This is a genomic window from Pseudarthrobacter chlorophenolicus (assembly GCF_000962805.1).
GTDB classification, from domain to species: Bacteria; Actinomycetota; Actinomycetes; order Actinomycetales; family Micrococcaceae; genus Arthrobacter; species Arthrobacter chlorophenolicus_A.
The window spans coordinates 180,015-199,771 of the sequence record NZ_JZTW01000001.1 but is presented as its reverse complement, the minus strand read 5'-3'; the positions used below and the strand labels follow the sequence as shown (position 1 = coordinate 199,771).

Here is a 19,757-nt window from a genome sequence, read left to right as displayed (position 1 = left end):
TTCAGGGAACCAAGTAGTGCCATTTCGAAAATTGAGTACCCGCTACCCGTGCGAATTCATTGCGTTCGCTTGTGTAATTGGGATTGTTCATTTTCCGGCCTCCTCCGCAGTGGCCGGGCTCCAGCTGGAGTCGACGGCGGAAGCCAGCTCCCTGAGACCGGGTTGGCCCCCCAGTCCGTCGTCGACTCCGTCACCTGCCCTACCTGCCGGTGACCATCAGTTGAATCGTCAAGCGCCTGCCTGGCCTGTCATTGAAGACAGACGGGCGGGCATTTTCATGCCCTGAACAACAAGGCCGCAGCACCGCTGCGGTCCGCCGCCGTGGCCCCCAGGCCGTCATTGCCAGACCTAGAGGAAAGAACCACATCTTTTGAAGTCCTTGCTGCAAGATACGTATGCCCGTCAAATGTCCATGATCATTCTCGCGGGACTGGTGTTGTCGGCTTGTGTACCCTTCGCCGTCCAGTTCTTTGCCACCGGCTCCCAGTTGCCCGTCTTCTTGGCAGCCGTCCTCCCGGCACTCCTGGCCCTGGCCCTGATCCTCAGGCCGGGCGTCGCCGGGCGGGACCGCTACGGCAACCAGCGCGCCACTGAGCGCCTGGGCGCCCAGCTACTCCTGTACTTGTCCCCCGTCCTGCTGCTGAACATCGTCTACCCGCTGGTCAGCCCCACCATGGCTGCCGTGGACGTGGACGGGGTGCCGCTGACCCTGGTGGTGCTCGCGTCCTCGATTACCGTCCCGTGGATGGCGCAGGCAGCGTGCCTTCCCATCTACCGTGTGCTGGGTGACCTCATGGCTGCGCGGGACCTTGCCGCCATTACCCAGCGGTTCTGCCAGTACTGGCCCACCATTTTCCTGCAAACGCTGCCCCTGATTGCCGCCTTCGCCGTTCCCATGTGGCTGGCCACCGGGTGGTCCGCAACAGTCATGCTGGACTACGTCATCCTGTGTGTCCTCCACCTGCTGTTCGTCCAGTCGCTCGTCCTGGCCAACGTGGCCAACCGCCGGGGCCTGTGGGCCATCGCCTGGTCCGGCTACGCTGCTGCCCTCTTTATCTCCCCCACCACCTGGTGGCTGCCGCCGCTGGTGGGCACCCTCACCCAGATCATTGCCATGCGCAGCGGACTCCGCCACCTTGGCTTCGTCCAGCGCCTCAGCATGCGCGTGGTGGGCCAGGACCTGGTCCGCGGCATCTTCATGGGCGCCGTCTTGTGGGCTGACAAGTTCGCCCTGTTCGCCGTGACCAAAGGCGACTTCAACGTCGTCGCAGTGTTCGCCGCGATGCTGCCCGCCGTGGTGGCCTACAACTACTACTTCGTCCAGCTGGCCCCCACCGTGGACAAGGCCCTGGGCCGGCTCCACAAAGACATCGCCGAAGCCCCCATCAGCTCCCTCAAGGGCAGTTCCGGCCGGCTCACCCGTGTGGTTGACCGGTCCGTGTTGCTCACGGGCGCCATCGCCGCGCTCCTGACGCTGGCCGTCTCACTGGTGATGGCCGGCGTCGACCCGGCACAGACAGTGCTTGCGGTGGCGGCTTCGGCTGCGTCCTGGGGCTTCATGGTCCTCACCCTCCTGAGCTACGAACTCGACTTCATCGGCGAGAAGGTGACACCGCAGCTCCTTGGGGCCGTCCACCTGGCCGTCTGTGTCCTCGCGTTCGTGGCAGGCGGACTCTTCGGTCCCCTGACCGGAGCATCAGGAAGCTACCTGCTGCTCGGCGCCGTGGACTTCATCTTGATTGTCATTGCCTGGATGTTCTACAGGCAGCACTGGAGCCAGCCGGAGTACACGCTCTTCTGGCGCCACGCCACCACCTGGTAACCGCCGCAACGGTCACCACACACCAGCACCAACCACCCAGCAGCACCACCAAACGCCTGATTACCAGAATGCATAAGGGGAACATTTTGTACTCGACACTGAAAAGCCCGAAGACACTGCCCAAGGACGTCCTGCCGCTGCGGGCTTCCGGACCGGCGCCGGCCGCAAAGCCTGAGTACGAAGACGTTGACGTAGCCATCGTCATGGAGTCCACCTACCCTTTCCTCAAGGGCGGGGTGTCCGCAGTGGTCCACGACATCGTGACCCATAACCCGGACCTGAGCTACGGCATCATCCATATCGCCTGGGATTCCAAGTCGCCGTCGACAGACCTCTACGGCATGCCGCCCAACGTCCGCTGGGTCCGCACCGTGTTCCTCAGCATGGAAGAGCACCGGCAGGATTTCCTTTCGGTGTCAGCCAAGGACCTGGGCATGACGTCCCAGCAGCGCGAGCAGCTCTCCCACCGGCTCTTCGACTCCATCTATGCGCTCTCGGAATACGGCGACGTTGAGGGACTGTGGGAGCTGATCGATGAGGGCCTGAACGAGCGCACCCGGAAGTACCCGCTCTGGGCACTGCTGGGGTCCCGGGAATTCATGGAGGCGCTGCAGGTGCGCATGCCCCAACTGGATCTCTCCCTGGCCAACTCGTTCTGGACGTTGCGGAACTTCTTCTCGCTGGCGTTCGCCGTGCTGGGTGAGACCATGCCGCGCGCCAGCGTCTATCACGCCCACACCACCGGCTACGCCTCGCTGCTCGGGGCCGCAGCGGCACGGGACCATGACACGTCCTTCCTGCTGACTGAACACAACCTCTACGTCCGCGACACCGTCAACACCCTGCTGGACCGGAACATGGCCCTGTCCATCACGGAAGACGATTACCGGACCTTCGACGTCACCGCGGAGCAGCGCGCCTGGATGGCGTGGTGGACCGAAATGGGCCGCTTCTGCTATCCCAGCGCCCGGCTGATCACCTACCTGTACCCCAGTGCCATCACCGAGGCTGCCCGCCTGGGCACGGACATCGACAAGTCAGTGGTGGTGCCCAATGGCATGGTCATCGAGGAGTTCGATGACAAGTACCGTGCCCGGCGGCAGGCGCTGGCCACGATGGAAAAGGAAGGCTCGGACTACGTCTGGCACCTTGTCTACATCGCCCGCGTGGTGCCCATCAAGGGTCTGCTTGACCTTCTCTCCAGCCTCGAAATCCTGAGGGACCGCGGCTACCCCAACATCCACCTGGACGTCCTGGGCCCCACCGAGCACGTGCCCGAATACTACGAGGCGTGCCTCGCAAAGATCGAGGCGCTGGGCCTCATGGACCACGTCACCATCCACGGCACGGTCCACGTGCGGGACATGCTGGACCAGTTCGACCTCCTGGTGCTGCCCAGCTACAACGAGGGCCAGCCCATCGTCATCCTCGAGGCCATGGCGGCCGGCATCCCCACCGTGGGTTCGGACGTGGGAGGCGTTGCCCAGCAGATCGCGGACAACCTCATCACCCCGGACGGGCGCACCATCGGCCCCTGCGGCGAAACCGTCACCCCGGGCGATGTCCACCAGATGGCTGACGGGATCCAGGCAGTGATCGGCAACCTGGACGAGTACGCCGCGTATGCAGCCAATGCCCGCACCCGGGTCCAGGAGCTCTTCCAGATGCACGAGGTCATGTCCTCGTACAACCAGATCTACCGTGCCCTGGGCGATCTCCCGGTCGCCGACGATATGGCTGAGCTCATCGACGACAAGGTTCCGGCAGAGCTGTGAGCGGGGTCGGCGCCTGGATCAGGTACGGCGATCCGATCACCCCGGACCAGCTGGCCTTCGCGGCGGAACACTACCGCGCGGCCATCCTGCAGCCCTGGGAGACGGACGCGGCAGCGGAGCTGAAGCGGCTCCGCCCGGATATGACAGTGCTGTGCTACAAATGCCTGTCCTCCACCCGCGATTACGAGCCCGGCCCGGTGTACAGCTCCGGTGTCAGCCATCAGGAGGCCGAGGACCAGGGCGGGGACTGGTTCGCCACCCGGCTGGACGGTTCCCGGATCCAGTGGAACGGCTACGGCGGGCACTGGCAGATGAATGTCCGGGACGCCGGGTACCGCGAGCGCTGGGTCCGGAATGTCACCGCGGAGCTTGCGGATTCACCGTTCGACGGGGTGATGGCTGATAACGACGTCTTCGAGGACTACTACCAGCTGAACCTTCCCATCCGGGAAGCGACGTCCATGGCCGAGCTCAGGGACGGGCTGGACCTGCTGGTGCATGCCGCCGGCCGGTCACTGAACGGCGTGGGGAAAATCCTGGTGCCCAACATTGCGGAATCACGACGGCGGCCCGGGCGTTGGGCCTCGCACGCCGCCTATGGCGGGGGTTTCGAAGAGGTATGGCTGGGTTACGGACCGAAGAACCTTTTCGATCCCCGGACCGCCGAGGCCCAGCTGCCGCAGGTGGAAGGCCCCGGCCTGTCCATCCTGCGCGTTCCCACCGACGGGGATGACTCCCATCCCAACTTCACGTACGGGCTGGCGGCCTTCTGGATCTTCGGCGCCGGCCGCGGATCGTATTCGGCAACAGCCCATGACGATTACAGCCGCACCCAGCACATCCCCGAGCTCGACTGGAGCCTGGGCAGTCCGGCGGAAGAGCCCAAGGGCCGCAACCACGTCTGGTCCCGGGAATTCAGCAACGGCTGGGCGGCCGTGAACTTCAACCAGGACGGCCGCCGCCGCCACAAGGTCAAGGTGCCGGCCGGCTTAGCGGATGCCGCCGGGAACCCGGCCCCGTCATCAGTGGTCCTGCAGGCACAGCGGGGCGTCATCTATCAGCGAGGACAGAACAATTAGGATTCTCATCACCGGCGGCTGCGGGTACATCGGATCGCACACCATCCTGCGGCTCCTCGAAGCCGGGCACGACATCACCGTCATCGACAACCTCAGCAATTCCCTCTCGGAATCACTGCTGCGCGTAGAGAAACTGACCGGACGGGAGATCGCCTTCGTTGAAGGGGACATCGCCGACAGGTCCTGCCTCGAGCGGATCTTCGACCAGGACGATATTGAGTCGGTCATCCATTTCGCCGGGTACAAGGCCGTGGGCGAGTCCGTGGACCAGCCGCTGCGCTATTACGGCAACAACGTCAGCGGAACCCTGACCCTCCTGGAGACCATGGACGCCTACGGCATCCGGAACCTGGTGTTCAGTTCCTCCGCCACCGTGTATGGCGCCAACCCCCAGATGCCACTGCGCGAGGACTTCCCGCTGCGGGCCACCAACCCGTACGGCCGGACCAAGCAGCACATTGAAGAGATCCTGGTGGATCTGCAGGCGGCGGACAGCCGGTGGAGGATTGCGCTGCTGCGCTACTTCAACCCCGTGGGCGCCCACCCTTCAGGGCTCATCGGCGAAGACCCGCAGGGCCCGCCCAACAACCTCTTCCCCTTCGTCACCCAGGTGGCGGTGGGCCGCAGGGACAAGGTCAGCGTCTTCGGCAACGACTACCCCACCGCTGACGGGACAGGGGTCCGCGACTACATTCACGTCATGGACCTCGCCGCAGGCCACGCAGCCGCGTTGGACTACCTGTCCGGGCACCCGGGGCTGCACACGTGGAACCTTGGGACCGGACGCGGCTACTCGGTGCTGGAAATCATCCACGCATTCGAGGCCGCCTCCGGCACCAGCGTGCCCTACGAGCTGGTGGACCGCCGCCCGGGCGACGCGCCGGTCAGCCTGGCCGATCCCTCCAGCGCCTTCCGCGACCTGGGGTGGAAGGCGTCGGAGACGCTGGAGAGCATGTGCGCGGACGCGTGGCGCTGGCAGCAGCACAACCCGGACGGGTACCGGGCGAAGGCCCTGCCTGCATGAGGCGCCCGACGGCGTAACTTGCCTGCCGCCGTCGGGCGTTCAGGGAGCAGGGAGGTACTTCCGGCCCAGGGTCAGCCAGCCGGCCTTGGTCTGGTCCTGCGAGGCGTTGGCGAAGCGCAGGGGCACTCCGTTGGCGAGTGGGTTTACGGCGCGCACCAGCAGGGTGTAGTTGCCGGGGGCCAGCCCGCTGGCACTGACCGGCGACTTCCACTGGACCGTCATCCCGGGCTTCACGGCGGTGAGCTTCCATGATGTGGACCAGGTCCTGGCTATGTTTCCAGCGTCGTCCACAGCTGCGATCTGCACCGGCCAGTCGTAATAGAAAGGTGCCACCCCCACGTTGCTGACCATGACACTGACGTCGCTCTGGCCGGCCACGGTTCCGCGGGTGACGGCGAAGGATGTCGCGTGGAACCGGTAGCCCAGGGACTGGGCCGCGGCGGTGGCGTTGCTGAGCGCCTGTCCCGAGTAACCGGGGCTGAAGGCGTGCTGGTTGAGAAGCCAGGAGGCGTGGGTGGCCTGCACGCTGTCCGTGAACTTGTTGTCGGCACCGCTTTCCACCACGGGGCAGAGCATGGGAGCGTCGAAAATGCAGTGCTGGATTTCGGGCCGGAGTTCTCCGCCCACCGGCTGGGTGAGCCATTTCTGGGTGGCGCCGGCCTGCGCCATCTTGTCCATGAAGTGCCACCCTGGCCCCGGCAACGTGCTCACGGCGAAGGAATCGTCGTGGTAGCCCACGTTCAGGCTGCTGTTGGCGGCGTCCGGGTACCTGACCTGGAGCTTGGTTTTGGTGAAGGCCTTCGTGTAGGCCTGCAGCACGCGCTGCTGGGAGGCGGGGGATGCGAGCCAGTTCTCGGGGGACGCCCACCCGTCGTGCGGGTAGGTGTGCCATTCGCCCCAGAAGCCCAGGAGGCCCATCTGGATGAACCCGATCCGCGGATCGCCGTTGTAACGGGACCCCAGGGCGGCGATGAAACCGTCCATGGCGTCCAGCAGGCGGGGGTCGTCGTAGTTCGGGGAGACGCTGATCCCGCCGTTCCCGTGGTCCCAGTAGGTGTGGGTGGCGAGGCCGGTGTTCAGGAGGTACGCGGGGACACCGGAAGGCTTTCCCGGATAGTCAAGGTAGAACCTGAAGACCGACTGGTGGCCGCGCCCGGCGATGGCGTTCAGCTGCGATTCAAATCCTGACCAGTTGTACGTGCCCGGTCCGGTCACTACGGAGCTGACCGGCACGTAGAACCACTCCATGGAATGGGGCACCCCGGTGTAACTGCCGGCGTACGGAACGAAACCTGCAAGGGGACTGCTCGCCGGGACAGGTCCGGCGGCCAGGGTAGCCCACTCACCCGGCGGATCCGCTGCTTCGGCCGGAGGAGCCGCTGATCTGGAAGGAATGATCAACAGCGCTGCCGCCGCAACGCAGGAGAGGAACACCGCAATGAAGAGCCTGTGGCCACGCCTTTTACCGCGCACACGGTACGTCAATGTATCCAATTGAATTTCCCCCTGAAAACCCGGTGCCAAGCACCCAATGAGACCAAGCAGTGAAAAACATCAGTAAGACCAGGTACCTCCAACGCCACTCCCAGTGCGGCGCTTCAAACTCACTACGTGGCACTGATCCTAAAGCCGCAGACCACCGTTTCCCCATGGGTTTCCCGATCTTTTTCCGGGAACTTTTTTCCGGACCCACACCTACCCCGAGGCAGTACGCATGACCCCCACACAATCCCAGTCCCCCGGCCTGAAGTCCCAGCTGGAGCAGAAAGCCCTGGCCCGCGTGGCGGATGCCCGGCCGGCGGTGGACCACTCGGTGCTGGACCGGTTAGAGGCAGACCTGGAGGAAGACGCCGTGTACACCCCGGTGTTCGTGGCCAACTTCATCCAATGCCTCCCCCACAGGGTGGAACGGCTGCGCGCTGCCCTGGTCTCGGGTGACCTTGCGGATTCCTTCGATGCGGTCCTGAGCCTGAAGACGTCCAGCCAGATGGTGGGCGCGGAGCAGCTGGCCTTCCTGGCAAGGCAGTTGGAAACCGGGCTGCGTCGTAAGGCCGTGGCTGCCGACCCGGCGGTGGCGCTGCCGCAGCTTGCAGCTACGTTCCTGGCACCCATCACCCGGGGCAGCAGGGAGACCGTCCACAGCCTCACGTCCCGGCATGCGAACCCGCTTCGACGCTGACAGCTCCGGTTCCTGGGTAGTCACTATTCCGTCCGGCGGCGGACCGGTGGCAGGTTTCGTATCCCGCATCACCGGCAACCGTGCAGAGCTGCTTAGTGAATGCCTAGACTGGGAGACGATTTGTACATGTGAGCTGGCTTACGGCAGGGGTTGTGGACGGGATGGCGGCAAGGGACGGCAGAGATGAACCGGCGGAGCTTGATGACATTGACCGGAGCATCATTGCGGAGCTGACCCGGGACGGCCGGATGTCCGTGACGCAGGTGGCGGAGAACGTCCACATCTCCCGGGCGCATGCCTATACCCGGATCAACCGGCTCACGTCCGAGGGCGTGCTGTCCCGGTTCACGGCCTTGGTGGATCCCATCAAGGCCGGGCTGAAATCCTCGGCGTACGTCACGCTGAAGCTGAAGCAGGATTCCTGGCGGGAACTGCGGGACCAGTTGGGCGCCATTCCGGAGGTGCACCACATCGCCTTGGTGGGCGGCGACTTCGACGTCATCCTGCTGGTCCGCGCCGTGGACAACATCGACCTCCGCCGGGTCATCTTTGACCAACTGCAGTCCATGCCGGGGGTGCTGGATACCCAGACGTTCCTGGTGTTCGAGGACGTGGATACGCGCTAGCCCGGGCTCGTGCGCCGAAGGCACCGGGGCGCTACTTGCTCGCCTCTGGAGCCCAACAACGGCGGGGCGCGGGGTTCGGCGGGCCAGTCCGAGTACAGCGGAGAACGCGAGTAGCCGGGCCAGGAATCAAGTACCCGTGCCGGACCGCGCCCAAATAATCGCGTACCGGTACGTGTTGTTGGGCCCCGGGGCGCCCGGCAAATATTGGGTCATCGATCCACCGGAAGGCACCTGGATGGAGCCACCAATGGGGGAACGGGTTCTCAATCACATTCACAAGGAGTCTTTCCATGCGCCCTATGACCAAGAAGAACAAAGTCGCCGCTGTTGCCGTGTCCGCTGCCCTGCTGGCAGCCGGCGGTGGTGCCGCGTACGCCTACTGGAGCACCAACGGCTCCGGTACGGGTTCCGCAGCAGCGTCCTCCGGCACGAAGGACGTGGTCCTGCACACCGCGTTCTCGAAGGACATCGCACCCGGAGAAACACGGGAAGTGACGTACACGGCGGACAACCCCAACACTTCCAGCACCGTTGTCGGTTCCCTCGCAGCAACCGTTGCAACGAGTAATGCGGCCTGCCTTCCTGCTTGGTTCGATATCACAGCCCCGGCTGCTTCCACCGCGGTCAGCGCTGGGGCAACCGGAGCAGACTTGGGCAAGGGCACCCTGACGTTCAACGATCTCGCCACGAACCAGGATGCCTGCAAGGGCGCCACGATCACCGTAAACGTCACCAGCAAGTAAGCATGCGAGCGGGCCGGGGATGGGTGAAAACCCCGTCCCCGGCTTGCCGTCATTTGCACCGAATGGGAAGGGGCACGGGGTGCACAATCAGGACGGACGGCCGCGGCGCCGCAGGCGGGCGGCAGTCAAGGGAGCGCTGATTGCGCTGGTGCTGCTGCTGGGCAGCGCGGGGGCGCTCATTGCAGCCTCGAACAACCCGAAGCCGGGCATCACCGTACAGGTCTCCCCCGCCAGCCAGTCCGTCCAACAGGGACAGTCCGCCGCCTACACCGTGACTGTCACGTCCACGGGCGGTTTCAGCGGGGCGGTCAACCTGGCGGCGGCGGGACTTCCGGCAGGCGCCAGCGGTGCCTTCACACCGCAATCCGTCACACTGGCCTCCGGCGGCACGGCAACGGCCGCCCTGACGGCAGCAACCGCCACCACCACCCCGGCCGGCACCAGTCCGGTCACCATCACCGGCAGCAGCGGAAAAGTCTCCGGCAACGTGGACGCCAGCCTCACCGTGAACTACAAGATGACCAGCGCCTTCTCCGTGGCGGCCACGCCGGATTCCGTGACCATCCCGCCCGGAGCCACCGCGGTGTACAGCCTGCAATTGGCCCGCAACAACTTCAGCGGCCCGGTCAGCTTCAGCGTCCTTGGCGGCCTCCCGGCAGGCGCCACGGCCCAGTTCTCACCCAACCCGGCCACCGGCAGTTCCACCACCCTGCAAGTGGCCACCACCGCAGCCTCCCCCACCGGAACGTCCAACCTCTACCTGGTGGGAACCGGCAAAGACGCCGCCGGGAAAGCACAGTATGCCTACGCAAACGTCCAGCTGGTCCTGGACTCCACCGTCAAACAGTTCGCCATCTCCGGGAAGGTCCCCGGCACCCTCTCCCCGGGCACGTCAGCGGCCCTGGACCTGCAGATCAGCAATCCCATCAACAAGTCGCTGTCGCTGACCAACCTGTCCGTCGCCGTCGCTGGTGTTACCCGGAACGCGGACGCCGTTGCCAGGAACCTGGCCTGCACGCCGGCCGATTTCGCCGTCGCCCAGTACAGCGGGCCCTACCCGCTGACCGTCCCCGCCGCCGGCGGAACCCTGTCCGGGCTCCGCGTGGCGCAGTCCGCCTGGCCGCGGGTGGGAATGCTGGACACGTCCGCCAACCAGGACGGCTGCAAAGGCGCAACCCTCCAGCTCGCCTACTCAGGATCAGGACAGGGGAACTGAGATGAGGACCACCACAAGAACAAAGCGCCTCAAAACGGCGGCCCTCGCCGGAATCCTGATTACCGCCGGCGCAGGAACGGCCTACGCCTACTGGACCACCACGGGAACCGGCAACGGGTCCGCAGCGGCTGCCGCCATGCAAACGGTCGCCGTGGATGCCCTCGTGGCCGGCGACAACCCCAAGAACGCCCTCTATCCGGGCGGCAGCGCCGACGTCGTCCTCCGGCTCACCAACCCCAACCCGTATGCGGTGCAGGTCTACCGCGTCACCGGCACGGGCCCCGCAGTGGCCGATGCCGCCCATTCCGGCTGCACCATCACCGGAGTCACCTTCACCGGCCCGGCAGCGCCAATCTCCCCCGCCCCCTCCGTTGCCGCGAACTCGTCAGCGCTCATTACCCTCCCCGGAGCAGCCGCCATGGACACCACCTCCCTTGCAGCCTGCCAGGGCGCAACGTTCAACCTTCCCGTGACGGTGGAGGTGCGCAAATGAGCCTCGCAACACGCGTCCCTGCGCTGCTCCGGGGCCGTCGGCCGCGGAAGCTGACCGTGGCCTGGTTTGTCGCTGCGTTCCTGTTGCTGCTGGGCACCGGCTCAGCGGCCTACGCGTTCTGGGCCTCCACCACCACCAGCAACGCCGCCGCAGCCGCCGACGCCCTGACGCCCGGTTCCAAGCCGGCGGTGTCCGCCAGCGGATCTTCCCTGTCCGTCACGTGGGCAGGCGGGACCACCGTCAACGGGCGGGCCGCCACGGGCTACACCGTCACCCGCTACGCGGCAGCTTCGGGCGGCACCGGCATCCCGGGCACCGGCGGCTGCGCCGGCACGGTGACCACTCTCAGCTGCACGGAACAGAACGTGCAGGGCGGGATCTGGTACTACACGGTCACCCCGGCCATCGCCCTGTGGACCGGCGTCGAAAGCCCCCGCAGCACGGGCACCAGCAACGACGCGAACGCCCCCGTGGCCACCGTTTCGGGCATCTCGCCCACCCCCAACACCGCGGGATGGAACAGTTCCAGCCCCGTCACGGTGGGCATCACGGCCGACGACGGCGCGTCAGGTTCCGGCGTCGCCTCCATCTCGTATGTGGTCGACGGCGGCGCGCAGCAGACGGTGGGCGGCGCCGTCACCAGCGTCCCGGTCAGCGGGGACGGGACGCACACCGTGTCATACTTCGCGACCGACAAGGTGGGCAACGCCGGGTCCGCCCGGACCCTGACCGTGCGGATCGATACGCAGGCGCCGGCAGCACCGGTCCTGACGGTGCCGGCCTACGTGAACCTGGCCAACGCCGCCGCGGTGCCCGTTTCCGGCACCACGGAGCCGGGGGCGAAGATCACGCTGACGGCCGCCGATGCGGGGGTGGTGCACTCCGCAGCGCCCGTGACCGCCACGGCGGACGGCAGCGGCAACTGGTCCGCCACGCTGAACCTCGGCAGCCTGGACCAGGGCACAGTTACCTATTCGGCTACCGCAACCGACGCAGCTGGCAATGTCAGCGCTGCAAGGACGGCCTCGAGCGTGAAGGACACCGTGGCCCCGGCGGCGGCACAGTCCCTGGGCGTGCCGGCCTACGTGAACATTGCCACCGCCTCCTCGGTGCGGATTTCGGGTACCGCGGAGACCGGGGCAACAGTGAAGGTCTCCGCCACCAGCCCGGGCTCGGCCCAGCCTGCCACGGGCACCGCCACGGCCAGCGACGGCACCTGGTCCGCGAACCTCAACCTCGCGTCGCTCAAGGACGGCACCGTGACGTACACGGTCACGGTCACCGACTCCGCAGGCAACACCAGTGCGGCCGCCACCGTCACTAATGCGAAGGACACCGTGGCGCCGGCTGTGACCATTACAGCACCGCTGTTTGCCAGCGGCAGCAGTAAGGTAAACGGCACTGTGGAGGCCGGAATTGCCGTGACGGTCACCGTCAGGGACTCCGCCGTAAAATCGGTGATGTCCCAGGTCACGCCCTCGGGGACAGCATGGTCCACCACGGTGGACATTTCTTCTCTGGCCGATGGCACCCTCACCTACACGGCGTCCGCCACGGACGCGGCGGGCAACAACACCACAGCCACCGCGTCGGGCACCACCACTAAGGACACCGTGCCGCCAACTCTCACCGGCATCACAGGCACAAATGGAAACAAAGCCGGTCTGGACAGAGGAGACCTTCTAGCGATCTCGTTCTCCGAGGCCATGGATCCCGCCAAGTTCTGCCCCGGCTGGAATGGGGGCTCCCTGACAGGGACGATAACCCTGTCCAACGGCGCCAATACAGCCAACGACGCGGTCAGCTTCACAAGCAGCAGCTGCACGGGCCTTGACTTGGGAACCGTCCTGCTGGGGGCCGACTACGTAGGATCAACGGCTGTCACGTTCTCCGGCAATGGCAATAACGTTTCGACCCTTTCATGGGACTCCTCGGGCAAAGTACTGACACTGCGATTTGGCGTCGCCTCCGGAAATGTCGCCAACCCGACCCAAGGGTCCCCCTCGTATTCCCCGCCGCTGTCCGGTCTCACAGACCTGGCCGGGAACCCGCTGGGCACCAGCAACCCAACGATTGCCCAAACCACGTTCTGACCGACTCGTGCCAGCAACGGGCTCAGCACTCTAACGGACCGTTAAAACCAGTGGCCCTGCAGTCCCAAAGACTGCAGGGCCACCCGCCTTTAACCGGGCGGGCTGCGTGTAGATCCGCCGTCCAGTCGGCTGTGGCTGGAAGCTGTATCCACTTTCGACCCGCACACTCGTCATCGCGGCCCAGATAGGGGGTGCGAGGACGAACATGCGCAGCGTAACTGAATATGCGCCGCGATGACTCCCCCAGTCGCCGGTCCCGTTAGGACCCCTACGCCACGGTGGCGTGATCCTGTTGCGCCCGGCGTTGGCTGGAAGCTGTATCCACTTTCGACCCGCACACTCGTCATCGCGGCCCAGATAGAGGGTGCGAGAACGAACATGCGCGTCGAAAGTGAGGTAGTGCGTCGTCACCCGTTGGCGGTAGGTACAGGCACGGGCGTCGCTCCTTCCCCAGGCGCCACGGTGGGTGCAGGTGGCGCATTGTCCACGGACGACGTCGGCTGCCCGCCTCCCGCCGGCTGGGTCGCTGGGGCCGTGGGTACGGGTGTCGCGGCCGGGGCGGGGGCGAACGTTTCGGCAGGTGCACCGGCCGGTGCCGTTGGGCGGCCGGAGCCGGGTGACACCGTGGGCCCGGAAGAAGGGCCGCCACTGGGCCCAGCACTGGCCCCACCAGTCGGCGGAGTAGTGGCCACCGACGTTCCGTCCGCAGCCGGAGAGCCCTTCACGATGGCCGTGATCTGCTCCTTGAAGCCGTTGAGGGTGGCCTGGATTTCGGAGAGCGGGACGTTGCGGAGGTTCCGTCCGTACTCGGCAATCTGCGCCCACAGCGCTTCAAGCTGCTGCTTGCTGTCCCCGTCCAGCGGCCCGTCGAGCGTGATGACCAGCTGGCTGGCCAGCGCGTAGGTGAGGCAGTCCAGGCAGTTGTAGTTGGCCGCCGCCGACAGGTTCTCCGGCACGATCACATCCGTCTGCCCCACCACCAGCACCACCTGGAATCCCACGGCAACCGCAGCGCAGCCGGAACAGTTGGCGAACGCGTAGGCCTCGTTGGCTGTGGTGACGGGAGCCCCGTCCTCCGCCCACACCAGCGCGAACGCCACGCTGTAGGCAACGGAGCCGTCCGTGGTGTTGACGGCGAGCGCCTGGTTTCCGTCGGCTTCCGGGGCGGCAGGCCGGTCGAACGGGAACACCCAGGACGGTGCAGCGGGCGCAGCATCCGAAGCAGCGTCAGCCCCACCGCCGTCACTCCCAGCAGTCCCGGACGAATCCGCCCGTACCGGCACCAGCACCATGCTCAGCTGCGGGTTGTCCCGCGTGGGCTTCGCGGCGCCGGCCGGCCACAGCGCAACGGTCTGCCCGGTTCCGCCCTGCCGGAGCTCACCCAAGTCGCGGGCAGGCAGGATGGCGCGGGTGGCATCGCCCAGCGTCCCGCGTTCGTACGCCTGCACCGGACGGTACGTCCCGCCGTCGGGCCACCATGCCCAGGCGAGCCCGCCCAGCAACACACCAACCAAAGCCATGGCAGCTGTCCGCTGCAGCGCCTTGCCGCGGGTTTTCGTCCACAACCCGGTGACCAGCTGCCGCAACAGCCGCACCACGATGTACAGCAGGCCCAGTACCGGGATGGCCACGATGACTATGGCCACAGCCCGCACGGCTGCGCCTAAAACATCCCCATCGGCGAGCGACGCCAGCAGCATCTCCTGCTGCTTGCCCACACTGGCCCATCCTGTGGCCAGCAGCCGCGGCAGGGACAGCACCATCATCACCATGCTGAACAGCAGCACAGGGACGGTTACCAGCACCCATACGGTGACCACGGCCCGTGCCCACGGCTTGAGTACCTTGCTTTCAGGGTTCCCCCACCGCCAGGGCAGGATCCCCAGGAGCGTTGGTTTGATGCGCTGGAAGAGGTCCGGGACGCCGGTGGCGTCGGCCAGGATGTGGTAGCCGTCGTACTTCACCAGCGGGATCAGCTGGCGGACCATCTGCAGGATCTGCGTGACCACCACCAGCAGCAGCGCGTCGAAACCGGTGGCCCACCACAGCCCCATGATGGCCACGGCAACGATGGCGTTGAAGTAGAGGCCACCCAGGTCCGTGCGGATCCTGCCGCCGCGGCCCAACCGGTAGGAATCGGTGACGTCTGTGAAGAACGCCGGCCACAGCAGGTACAGCCCGGCGCCCATGGCTCCCGGTGTTGCACCGCCCTTGCGGGTGGCGGCGGCGTGGCCGAATTCGTGGAATCCTGCGGACAGGATGGTGACGGCGAGGATCAGCAGCAGGAGGGCGGGCTGTTCGAAAGCCTCATGCGTGGCCGAGCCAAGGCCCTTGACCATGAGCACCCACCAGCACGCGGCCAGGAACGCAACCGTCACGGCCACCATCAGCAGCGGGTGGAACAGCACGGCGAACGGGGCGGTGATCCTGCGCGTGCGCTCGGGATCGGACACGATGTAGCGGAACCGCAGGCCCAGCAGCGGGTTGGACTTCCTGACCTCGGGCTGGCTGCCGTCCGCGAGCCGGAGCACGCCCATCGGCAACAACTGCGAGTCCATCAGGGTCCGCACGTTGTCCGCGCTGACCAGCCGCCCGGAGCTTTCGCTGACGTGCCGGGCGATGCCCTCGAGGTCCTGCGTCCCGTCGGCAGCCTCCAGCACCAGGTACAGGAGCCTGGTCAGCTGCAGGGTCTGGCCGTCGGCGCGGCGCACCAGGGCGGGCGGTTCGCGGTAGCCGGACCCCTCTGCGGTGCCCAGCAGCTGGACGCCGTCGGCGCGGGCGGGAAGGTGGGCGCCCGCCGTCGTCCGTTGGCCGGACGGTTCCTGGGCAACGGCAGCGTACGACGGCGGCGGGCCGGCTTCGGGAGCCGGCCCGCCGTGGGTCTGGGTCACGTTGGCTTACTGCTGCAGGTCGGACTGCTGGCCGGCGGTGGCATTGGCCGCGCCGTCGATGTGCTGCGAGATGGTGGCGCTCTGATCCGAGATGGCGTACGCCTGGCTGTCGATGGAGCCGATGTTGGCAGCCACGGCGGCGTCGATTGGTGCGGCCACGTTGGCGTTCGCTGCCACAGCGCCGTTGATGGGAGCGGCGATGGCTGCGTCTGCGTCCAGGTTCACGTCCACATTCAGCAGGTTGCCGTTGAGGGCGCCGGCCGCATCGGTCACGGGGTCGGTGACGGCATCGGTGCCGGGCAGAGCAGACACCGCGCCATCCGTGGTGCCGGCGTCGGTGGCGCCCGCTGCGCCCGTGTCTGTTGCGCCGTCGCCCTGCCCGATCACGCTGTCCTGCTGGGAGTCGGCGTTGGCGTCAGCGGTAATGCCCTGGTCAATGGCCGCGTCCTGGGTTGACAGGGCCTGCGCGTCCGAACCGTAGGAAAGGATGTTGGCCGAGGCTGCGGCGTCGATGGGAGCGGCAACGTTGGCGTTGGCGGCGACTGCCAGGTCGATGGGGGCAGCGGCGTTGATGCCCAGATCCAGGTCAGCGTTCAGGTCGAGGACCGATGCCACTTCCTTGTCCGGCAGGGCGGTGGCCTGCTCCTGCAGCAGTTCGTCGTCGGTAAGGGGACGCATCTGGTTGTCCATGCTTGAAAAACCTCCGGTGCAGCGCGGGGGCTCTGCCCCCAGCGGGCAGCCCGCGCTCCACAATAGTAAGCATGATTAGCAGTTTTGCGAAGGGAAGCTGTATCCACTTTCGACCCGCATATTCGATGTCGCGGCCCAGATAGGGGGTGCGTCAACGAATCTGCGCAGCGTCAACGCACACGCGCAGCGCAAACGACCCTGAGCAGCGGAAACGGCACGGCCGGCGGCCCTCATTGAGGACAACCTGAGGGACTTCCGGGAACTTGAACGAGTCTTGAACTTTTCTTGTCAGTGGTGCCCGGTTGGCCTTGAAACTGGGGCGGGAAAGTTGTTGTTGTCAGCCGATGGGGCTGGCAAACAGTCCGCAGGCCGCACAGGCCGGCCATCACGAAACGGATCACCATCATGGGTCTCAACCTCAAGTCCACCACCGGCAAGGTCCTCGCTTCCACCGCCCTGGTTGCCGCCGCAGCATCCGTTGCAGGCCTGGGTACCTACGGTGCCTTCACCTCCACCACCAGCGCCAGCGAGACCGTGGCCTCCGGCACCGTCAACGTGGCCCTCGGCGCCACCGGCACCGCTGCGAACCGCCTCAGCGTCGCAGCAAGTGGCCTGGTTGCCGGCGACACCGTCCAGCGCGCCGTGACCCTCTCCAACACGGGCAACCAGAACCTCTCCGCCATCACCCTGACCACGGCAGCGACGCCGTCGTCCAAGCTGGACACGGACACCGCGGCAGGCCTCCAGCTGACCGTCGACGCCTGCTCCGTCCCGTGGACCGAAGCCGGCACCTCCCCCGCCTTCACCTACACCTGCTCCGGCACGGTCACCCAGGTCCTCGCTCCCCGCGCAGTGGTGGGTGCCAACATGGCGCTGACCGGCCTGAACTCCGTCACCTCGGCCGCTGCTGACAACCTCCGCGTCACCGTCACGCTGCCGGCCGCCGCTGACAACTCCTTCCAGGGCCTGTCCAGCACCGTCGGCTTCAGCTTCACCGGCACCCAGCGCACCGCCACCAGCAAGTAACCACTCCGCACAAAGCCGTTCCGCACGGCGGCGCGGATGCCCAGGCATCCGCGCCGCGGAATCAATAACCCCACCACACCTGAACCGAGGGCATCATGACCACGCAAGCACAGTCCTACCCCGGACGGCGACGCGCCGCCGCCACGCCCTCGCACCGCAGCGCCAGCACCAGCAGCACCGCAACGGCCCGTTCCGTAAACGGCGCAGCGAAGAAAGCCGCCAAACTGGCCGGCAGGGTCCTGATGGTGGGCATCATGGTGGTGGCAGCGGCCGCTTTCCTCTTCCTGGCAGTCGGGCCCCGCGTCTTCGGCTACCAGACCTCAACCATGCTGACCGGTTCCATGTCGCCGCTGATCAACCCGGGCGACGTGGTGGTCAGCGTTCCCACCCCCGTTGCTGACCTCAAGGTGGGCGACATCGTCACATACCACATCCCCGTGGAGGACCAGCGGATCGAGACCCACCGCATCACCGACGTGACCCGCGCCGGCGTCTCCACCACCATCCAGACCAAGGGCGACGCCAACAACGGCGCGGACCCCTGGAACGCCACGCTGGCCGAGGACCACGCGTTCACCACCGTGGCCGTCATCCCGCACCTTGGCGATGCCATCCGCGCCCTCCGCTCCCCGGTGGTAGGCAAGGTACTCCTCTACGGCGCGCCGGCAGTGCTGGTCGTGCTGCTGCTGACCAGCATCTGGTCGAAGCCCAAGGAGCCCAAAGAAGAATCCTCCAGTCCTGCGCAGGGCACGGCGGTTCCCGCTACTATCCCCTCATGAGTAAAGTCGCTGCGGACGCCCCGGACCCCACCGGGCAGGCAGACGGCGCCATCCTGGACAGGTCCTGCCTCACCGACCTGGCCGATCAGCTCGCCTCACCGCAGGCGGCCGCCGAATTCGCGGCAGTGTTCGTGGAGATGCTGCCGGGAAGGGTGGAGGCCATCGAAGCCCCGCTGGCGGACACCCGGGTGCAGGCCGCACGCACGGCAGCGCTGTCCCTGGGTTCGTCGGCCGCGATGGTCGGAGCCCGCCAGCTGGTCCGCGATGCCGGGCTCATTAACCAGCACCTCAAAACCGGATCGCTGGAAGCAGCCCGGGATGTTGCGGCACGGCTCAGCGCGGACGCCGCAGCAGTGTCCGCCGCCATCGAAGAAATGCTCGCCGGGCAGTAGCCGTCAGGACGGGAGCGTCAGGACAGGGACGACGGCGGCACCAGGCCGTAGCCCACGCCCCGCACAGTGCGGATAATCTGTGCCTCGGAGCCTCCCGCGCGGATCTTCCGCCGCAGGTTGCCGATGTGCACTTCCACGAGGTGTTCGTCCGTGGCCCACTCATCCCCCCACACCCGACGCAGCAGGGATTCCTTGGTCCACACCCTGCGTGGCGCCCCCATGAACGCGGCCAGCAGGTCGAATTCGGTCCGGGTCAGCACCACCTCGTTGCCGGCCACGTGGACGGTGCGCGACTCGGTATCCACGCTCACGGACCCGTGAACGCTCGCCGCATCCCCCTCGGCAACCGTGGCAGCCTGGGCGGGCGTCGCTGACTGATCCACTTCCGAGGCCGCCGGCCCGGCAACCGCTGCAGTGCCGCCGTCGGGCGCTCCGTTCCGGGGACGCCGGAACATGGCGGTGATGCGCGCGCCCAGGGACCGGGGGCTGAAGGGCTTGGTCACAAAGTCGTCGGCGCCGATCTGCAGCCCCAGGAGCTCGTCGATCTCCTCCACGCGGGCGGTGATCATCACTACGTAGGCGTCGGAGAACTCGCGCAGGCGCCGGCACACTTCGGTCCCGTCCAGGTCCGGGAGATTGAGGTCCAGGGTGATCAGTTCCGGCTGATGTTCCCGGATCCGGGCCAGACCGTCCATGCCGTTTCCGGCCACCACCACATCAAAGCCCTGCATGCTGAGTGTCCTGTTCAGCAGCATCTGGATGTCTTTGTCGTCTTCAACAACAACGGCCCTGCGGTTGGCGGATTCATGTCCCATGGTGCCTAGCATTCCAGATAAGGCGGCCCTAACCTGCCACGATGACGGGGACTCGCGGGCATTCTTGAAGAAACCTTGAACTATCCCCCGGCCGGTGTTGAAGCGCGTGGCCCA

The 19,757-nt window shown here is 66.5% G+C and carries 17 protein-coding genes; 13 read left to right on the top strand and 4 right to left on the bottom strand.

Annotation, left to right across the window (positions count from 1 at the left end; all coding sequences use genetic code 11):
- Positions 1-406: 406 nt before the first annotated feature.
- The 4 genes from UC32_RS00905 to galE all read left to right on the top strand — a co-directional run bounded on the left by UC32_RS00905 (position 407) and on the right by galE (position 5,700).
- Complete coding sequence (locus UC32_RS00905) at positions 407-1,822, top strand: hypothetical protein (RefSeq protein ID WP_045729413.1); 1,416 nt, start codon at positions 407-409, stop codon at positions 1,820-1,822.
- A gap of 68 nt (positions 1,823-1,890) precedes the next feature.
- Positions 1,891-3,597, top strand: a complete 1,707-nt coding sequence (gene pelF / locus UC32_RS00900) for a GT4 family glycosyltransferase PelF (protein ID WP_152642523.1) — start codon at positions 1,891-1,893, stop codon at positions 3,595-3,597.
- Entirely contained in the window at positions 3,594-4,676 is a 1,083-nt protein-coding gene (locus UC32_RS00895; protein ID WP_045729412.1) for a putative glycoside hydrolase, read from the top strand. The genes pelF and UC32_RS00895 overlap by 4 nt, the downstream gene beginning before the upstream one ends.
- Positions 4,672-5,700, top strand: a complete 1,029-nt coding sequence (gene galE, locus UC32_RS00890) for a UDP-glucose 4-epimerase GalE (protein ID WP_045729829.1) — start codon at positions 4,672-4,674, stop codon at positions 5,698-5,700. Before UC32_RS00895 ends, galE begins: the two co-directional genes overlap by 5 nt.
- Before the next feature lie 39 nt (positions 5,701-5,739).
- Here galE and UC32_RS00885 read toward each other — a convergent pair whose 3' ends face one another.
- Positions 5,740-6,960: a DUF4832 domain-containing protein gene (locus UC32_RS00885; protein ID WP_235423550.1), complete on the bottom strand. Its 1,221-nt coding sequence runs from the start codon at positions 6,958-6,960 to the stop codon at positions 5,740-5,742.
- Positions 6,961-7,414: 454 nt separating this feature from the next.
- Here UC32_RS00885 and UC32_RS00880 point away from each other — a divergent pair, with 454 nt between their 5' ends.
- From UC32_RS00880 to UC32_RS00855, 6 genes are all read left to right on the top strand, one after another.
- The gene (locus UC32_RS00880) at positions 7,415-7,879 is read left to right on the top strand and encodes an Hpt domain-containing protein (protein WP_235423549.1); all 465 of its coding nucleotides are present in this window, start codon (positions 7,415-7,417) and stop codon (positions 7,877-7,879) included.
- A gap of 161 nt (positions 7,880-8,040) precedes the next feature.
- Positions 8,041-8,505 carry an Lrp/AsnC family transcriptional regulator gene (locus tag UC32_RS00875; protein WP_045729826.1) on the top strand — a complete coding sequence of 155 codons (465 nt, stop codon included), beginning with the start codon at positions 8,041-8,043 and terminating at the stop codon, positions 8,503-8,505.
- 290 nt (positions 8,506-8,795) lie between these two features.
- Entirely contained in the window at positions 8,796-9,248 is a 453-nt protein-coding gene (locus UC32_RS00870; RefSeq protein WP_045729411.1) for a hypothetical protein, read from the top strand.
- A 79-nt stretch (positions 9,249-9,327) separates the two neighbouring features.
- On the top strand, positions 9,328-10,464 hold the full coding sequence (locus tag UC32_RS00865) for a COG1470 family protein (protein ID WP_045729410.1): 1,137 nt from the start codon (positions 9,328-9,330) through the stop codon (positions 10,462-10,464).
- Between the two features lies 1 nt (position 10,465).
- Entirely contained in the window at positions 10,466-10,957 is a 492-nt protein-coding gene (locus tag UC32_RS00860) for a hypothetical protein (protein ID WP_045729409.1), read from the top strand.
- Positions 10,954-13,050 (top strand): Ig-like domain-containing protein, encoded by a 2,097-nt coding sequence (locus UC32_RS00855; protein WP_045729408.1) that lies wholly within the window; start codon positions 10,954-10,956, stop codon positions 13,048-13,050. The genes UC32_RS00860 and UC32_RS00855 overlap by 4 nt, the downstream gene beginning before the upstream one ends.
- 407 nt (positions 13,051-13,457) lie before the next feature.
- Here UC32_RS00855 and UC32_RS00850 read toward each other — a convergent pair whose 3' ends face one another.
- On the bottom strand, positions 13,458-15,941 hold the full coding sequence (locus UC32_RS00850; RefSeq protein WP_052690490.1) for a hypothetical protein: 2,484 nt from the start codon (positions 15,939-15,941) through the stop codon (positions 13,458-13,460).
- A gap of 6 nt (positions 15,942-15,947) precedes the next feature.
- Positions 15,948-16,631: a hypothetical protein gene (locus UC32_RS00845; RefSeq protein ID WP_045729407.1), complete on the bottom strand. Its 684-nt coding sequence runs from the start codon at positions 16,629-16,631 to the stop codon at positions 15,948-15,950.
- Positions 16,632-17,036: 405 nt separating this feature from the next.
- Between UC32_RS00845 and UC32_RS00840 the strand changes: the two genes are divergently transcribed.
- The 3 genes from UC32_RS00840 to UC32_RS00830 all read left to right on the top strand — a co-directional run bounded on the left by UC32_RS00840 (position 17,037) and on the right by UC32_RS00830 (position 18,828).
- Positions 17,037-17,657, top strand: coding sequence for a TasA family protein (locus UC32_RS00840; RefSeq protein ID WP_045729406.1), 621 nt, complete (start codon positions 17,037-17,039; stop codon positions 17,655-17,657).
- A 95-nt stretch (positions 17,658-17,752) separates the two neighbouring features.
- A complete protein-coding gene (locus tag UC32_RS00835) occupies positions 17,753-18,436 on the top strand; it encodes a signal peptidase I (protein ID WP_045729405.1) in 684 nt (227 codons plus the stop codon).
- Entirely contained in the window at positions 18,433-18,828 is a 396-nt protein-coding gene (locus UC32_RS00830; RefSeq protein WP_045729404.1) for an Hpt domain-containing protein, read from the top strand. The genes UC32_RS00835 and UC32_RS00830 overlap by 4 nt, the downstream gene beginning before the upstream one ends.
- Before the next feature lie 17 nt (positions 18,829-18,845).
- Here UC32_RS00830 and UC32_RS00825 read toward each other — a convergent pair whose 3' ends face one another.
- Positions 18,846-19,643: a response regulator transcription factor gene (locus UC32_RS00825; protein ID WP_045729403.1), complete on the bottom strand. Its 798-nt coding sequence runs from the start codon at positions 19,641-19,643 to the stop codon at positions 18,846-18,848.
- Between the last annotated feature and the right edge of the window lie 114 nt (positions 19,644-19,757).